Origin of the sequence: Armatimonas sp., from assembly GCF_043760365.1 — a bacterium.
Taxonomy (GTDB): domain Bacteria; phylum Armatimonadota; class Armatimonadia; order Armatimonadales; family Armatimonadaceae; genus Armatimonas.
On sequence record NZ_JAYUPA010000407.1, the window covers coordinates 1 to 1,775 of the forward strand.

3 protein-coding genes and 1 pseudogene are annotated in these 1,775 nt (G+C 57.0%); all 4 read left to right on the top strand.

Annotated elements, in window-relative coordinates:
* A pseudogene (glyA, locus tag ACH2EH_RS09675) lies at positions 1 to 401 on the top strand (serine hydroxymethyltransferase); the annotation flags it as partial.
* Between the two features lie 4 nt (positions 402 to 405).
* On the top strand, positions 406 to 909 hold the full coding sequence (locus tag ACH2EH_RS09680; RefSeq protein WP_395141164.1) for a hypothetical protein: 504 nt from the start codon (positions 406 to 408) through the stop codon (positions 907 to 909).
* Complete coding sequence (locus tag ACH2EH_RS09685; RefSeq protein ID WP_395141166.1) at positions 876 to 1,139, top strand: hypothetical protein; 264 nt, start codon at positions 876 to 878, stop codon at positions 1,137 to 1,139. Before ACH2EH_RS09680 ends, ACH2EH_RS09685 begins: the two co-directional genes overlap by 34 nt.
* A gap of 7 nt (positions 1,140 to 1,146) precedes the next feature.
* Positions 1,147 to 1,611: a dCMP deaminase family protein gene (locus ACH2EH_RS09690; RefSeq protein WP_309686678.1), complete on the top strand. Its 465-nt coding sequence runs from the start codon at positions 1,147 to 1,149 to the stop codon at positions 1,609 to 1,611.
* Positions 1,612 to 1,775 lie beyond the last annotated feature (164 nt).

Consider the following 1,775-nt stretch of genomic DNA (forward strand, 5'->3'; position numbering starts at 1 on the left):
CCACCTACCAGGCACAGATTCGTAAGAACGCTAAGGCGCTCGCCGAGGCCGTCGTAAGCCATGGTTTTAGGTTGGTCTCCGGTGGCACGGACAATCACCTGATGCTCGTGGACCTACGCGCCAAGAAGCTCAACGGCAAGCGGGCGCAAGAGGTGCTGGATCTTGCAGGAATCACGGCCAACAAGAACGCTATCCCTAACGATCCCAATCCCCCGTTCAAGACCAGCGGCCTGCGCCTCGGGACGCCCGCCGTCACGACACGTGGCATGACCGAGACCGAGATGCCGATTATCGCCGAGCTGATCAACCGCGCCCTAGAGCAACGCCACGACGATGCCCTGATCGCCGGAATCCGCGAGGAAGTCAAGGCCCTCTGCAACAGATTTCCGGCTTGGGGGTAGTTCCATGCGAGGACTGACAGACACTCAGCGCGATGAGCTTGCCCAGGAGTACCTACTTGCTGCGCGAGAACATTTTGCCGAGCTACAACGGCTCACCCTGGATGAGATACGACACTATCCGCTCACGTACTATCTCGCAGGTGTTACCGTGGAGTGTCTGTTTCGCGCCTATATGACTCTCGTAGATGCTAAGTTCGATGACAAACACGACCTCAGGCAACTGGCAGCAAGTGGGCAGTTCTTCCGTTTTATGCCCTCCAGGCAGCAAGACCATCTCGAAGCAGCACTCAGCGATGTCTACCGCCGTTGGAGCAATGCACACCGTTATCGCTCCGCATCAAGTTTACGAAAATTCTTGAACCAGCATGGGCTTTTCAAAAACGGGCAACAGCATCTCTCAGGAGATATTCTCAAGCCAAATTGGGAAATACTCTACGATGGTGTAGACGCTCTTATGACGATAGGATTGGAACGATGGGAACTCTCAAAAACAAAGTGGAACAAGTGATTCAGGCACGCTTTCCTGGTGCCCAGATGCTGCTGGAAGAAGTGCCTCTCTCGGCGCGTCTCAGCGGACATGTCATCTGGGATGGCTTCGATACAATGAACGCCCGAGAGCGTCAACAAGTTCTGAGACAGGTGCTGCACACCTCGCTCACCCCCCAGGAAGAACTTAATCTCAGTGTTATTTTAGCCCTGACAACCACGGAGCTTGATGGGATTCTTGAAGCAGCATAGCCCTACTGTGCGCCCCTCGTGGGATGAGTATTTTCTGAGCATTGCCCGTGAGGTGGCGACGCGCTCGACGTGTGAGCGACGCCATGTCGGGGCGGTGATCGTGCGGGATCGGCGTATTCTCACGACGGGCTACAATGGCTCGCCGCCGGGGCAGCCACACTGCACCGAAGTGGGGTGTTTGCTGGAAGACGGGCGTTGCATCCGCACACTGCACGCCGAGCAAAATGCAATTGCGCAGGCAGCGCTTCATGGAGTTCACACCAAAAGTGCGACGATGTACACGACGTGCCGTCCGTGCCATGTCTGTGCTAGGATGATCGTCGGAGCGGGCATTGTACGAGTCGTGTTCTTTGGCGATGGGCCTGAGGGCTGGGCGCGTGAGGTTCTGGAGGCGGCAGGTGTGGAAATAGTTTGTCTGCCAGAGCCCCCCCAGCGTAACGCCGAGGGCTGGGACGCGGTATTATTGCGGTAGATGAATCTTCTCAGCCCGATGGCGTATGCAGCGCTGCTAGCCAGTGCGGTGACGGTTTTGCTTACCCCTTCCGTCAAAAAACTTGCCTTCCGAGCACAGGCGATCAAGATACCCCGCGCCCGTGATGTCCATGACAAGCCCACCGCTTCCTGGGGAGGGATCGC

Excerpts from the sequence above, each read along its gene's own strand:
- ACH2EH_RS09685 (WP_395141166.1), top strand. The coding sequence starts at position 876 with ATGGGAACTCTCAAAAACAAAGTGGAACAAGTGATTCAGGCACGCTTT.
- ACH2EH_RS09680 (WP_395141164.1), top strand. The coding sequence starts at position 406 with ATGCGAGGACTGACAGACACTCAGCGCGATGAGCTTGCCCAGGAGTAC.